This is a genomic window from Alkalibacterium iburiense, assembly GCF_039521845.1.
GTDB lineage: Bacteria > Bacillota > Bacilli > Lactobacillales > Carnobacteriaceae_A > Alkalibacterium > Alkalibacterium iburiense.
In genome coordinates this window covers 1-2,569 of the sequence record NZ_BAAACW010000009.1, presented here as the reverse complement: position 1 = coordinate 2,569, position 2,569 = coordinate 1, and the positions used below count along the sequence as shown (strand labels likewise).

Sequence of the window (2,569 nt, the reverse complement as noted above, 5' to 3'; positions counted from 1 at the left end):
AGTTCAATATTCTAACTGATCTTTACGGTAAAAGGATAGAACGTCGTTCTTAGGGGTGCGAAACTTGAGTATATTATACAAGATTATCAACGGCTTAAAGAAGAACAATCTTATAAAAATCAAATCGAATGGCAAGCTAATCGTTATATATCAAAATTAAATTACTCTATTCACACAGATGCAATTAAGGAGAAGTTAATTACTCCAAAACTTACAAAGCAACAAGTTCGATTTACTTATGCTAACGAAGCAGATATTTTAAATGTTGCTCTTTATGGTAAAACAGCCAAACAATGGAAAGTAGAAAACCCTGATAAAGAGGGTAACATTAGAGATCATTCAACGATAGAACAACTCTTAATTTTGAATAATCTCCAAAGTATAAATGCGCAATTAATTAATGAAGGCGTTACTCAATCAAAGCGACTTGAAAAATTAAATGAAGTAGCTATTATGCAATCTAAAACATTAATTAACAGTAATCAGAAGGCCTTGAATGATTTAAAAGAATTGCAATAAATTTATTGAGAGAATATTATTTAAATGTATTTTTAAGCCCTACAATCCTGCTTTCGACTGTAGGGCTTCGTTCATTTATTTTATTAATTACTGTTTTGAGTATTTTTCTAAGAGTTTTTTAGCTTCTGATATTCCTTCTTCGCTTAACGTTATGGATTTAGTTTTATAACTTCCAAAAATCAGTTCTTTTTCTTGGAGCTTGTTTAAATCATCGAAGTCATAGCCCTTCCAACTTCTTAAAGAGCTGTACGGCTCTACTTTATCTTCCCAAGAATTCAAATACAACAATAACAAGGTTAGTTCTCTCTTTAAGTTTTCCATACTTACCTCCTATTCTCTGTTTATACTTTTTTGATCAGCACTAAACACGGGTTCCATTCATCCCACAGAGTCGGAAACACTTCTAATTTAGCGAATCCTTGATTTTTATAAAAGGCTATTGTCTGGTCGTATTCTTTGTAATGTCCTTCATCCACTGTTTTCACCTGAATATAGTCATACTTTTCTTTAGCTTCATTTTCTAAAATTTGGAATAAAGATTTGCCCACACCTTTTCTGTGATACCTCTTTTTCACACCCATACAATGGATTTCTGCACAGTCAGCACTCGAGGCAGTTAAAGTAATAAATCCAATGACTTCTTCATCCATTAGTGCTACCCATAACTCCAGCGTTCTAGACTCTTCAATATATTCTTTTGTGCTATCTGGTAACCCAAACCATTCAGGTAAATCATTTAAAACCTCTTGAACAATAGAAGATTTAATATTTGAATCCGATATTTTTTTAATAGCTATATTAGTCATTTCATCCACTTCTCCAGTGTTCTTCAATTATTGAAACCATATACCAAAAAAGGATACTTCTTAAACCGATGAAAGTATCATATTGTAGTAGATCAAAATTCTTCACTCTTTTTTCATTTCTTTTTTCGTCAGTTCCATTCTATCCCTAATATCCTCTTTGTCTTCCAGCCCTTTAACAGTTAACGCTTCGTTCAGTATTTTGAGAGCACGATTAAAGTCTTTATCCGTATCTTCTGCAAAGACACCATAGACATCGGACCAGAATATCCAACCCCATCCCCATGTTGGGTAATCAGTTGTTAGTTCTTGAAATAGTTTTTCTCCTTTTTGAGCTTGTCCTATTTCAAAATAGGTTTGGGCTAAATCAGCTTTCATCGTTTTAGCATTGTCTTCTGACAAGTCAGCCGTTCGTTCTAAGTATTCAGTATAAAATGTTAGTCTATTTTGTAAGAAGTCTTTCTTTTGTCGTGACATGTTAAGTAATTCTTGAGAAAAGTCTGTTGACCAATTATAAATAGTTTGCGTTCCGTCAAAGACCTCATCAAGTTCTTCTATGGTTTCAATTTCATTCTTGTCCATTATGCGCTTAATCTGATTCCAGACTTTCTGCCAAGTCATAATAGCCTACTTATGATTATTTTGACTTAGTAAAGTATATCCCTTTTGCATTTATCTGTCTAATGCTATTTGATTAAATAGTATTTTTTCATATGTCCTTCATTCCTTTCCTTCAATTTTCCCTACTCTATCTTATCATTATTTTATATATGAGCCTTTTAATTTCTATACCCCTTTTTAAGTGCATTCATTAACCTTTATTAAGACTAATCGATTTAAGATGAAAGTTTTTTAATTTTCCTCTTGACTTCCTCTCATGAATAGATTAATGTAAGAGACATCAACTTTTAATGGAGTGGACGACATGCAAATGATTAAGCAGAAAACCACACAATTAAATACTTATTACTTTAACTATTTTAGATCCTGTTTGTAGACACAGAGACATTGTGGATGCAAACAGTCAGTATAAAAACTGGTTTGTATCTATGATGGTTAAAGAAATTTGAGTTGATCAAATTTAACCACGTAGATGAAATAATCTAAGTGGTTAACTCATATCTGATTTTTTTGGGGCACCTATTTAGATTATTAATCTAAGTGGGTGTTTTTTTATATAAAAAACAATATGATTGCTTCGCAATCTAAGCCATGACAGAAAAGAGAGAGTATCCTATAATTAACAT

General features: G+C 32.0%; 3 protein-coding genes. All 3 read right to left on the bottom strand.

The genetic code is table 11. From position 1 onward, the window contains the following. Positions 1-606 precede the first annotated feature (606 nt). Positions 607-840 (bottom strand): DUF6429 family protein, encoded by a 234-nt coding sequence (locus ABDZ53_RS00485; protein ID WP_343752882.1) that lies wholly within the window; start codon positions 838-840, stop codon positions 607-609. A 20-nt stretch (positions 841-860) separates the two neighbouring features. Next, on the bottom strand, positions 861-1,325 hold the full coding sequence (locus tag ABDZ53_RS00480; protein WP_343752881.1) for a GNAT family N-acetyltransferase: 465 nt from the start codon (positions 1,323-1,325) through the stop codon (positions 861-863). A 102-nt stretch (positions 1,326-1,427) separates the two neighbouring features. Next, entirely contained in the window at positions 1,428-1,943 is a 516-nt protein-coding gene (locus ABDZ53_RS00475) for a hypothetical protein (RefSeq protein WP_343752879.1), read from the bottom strand. Positions 1,944-2,569 lie beyond the last annotated feature (626 nt).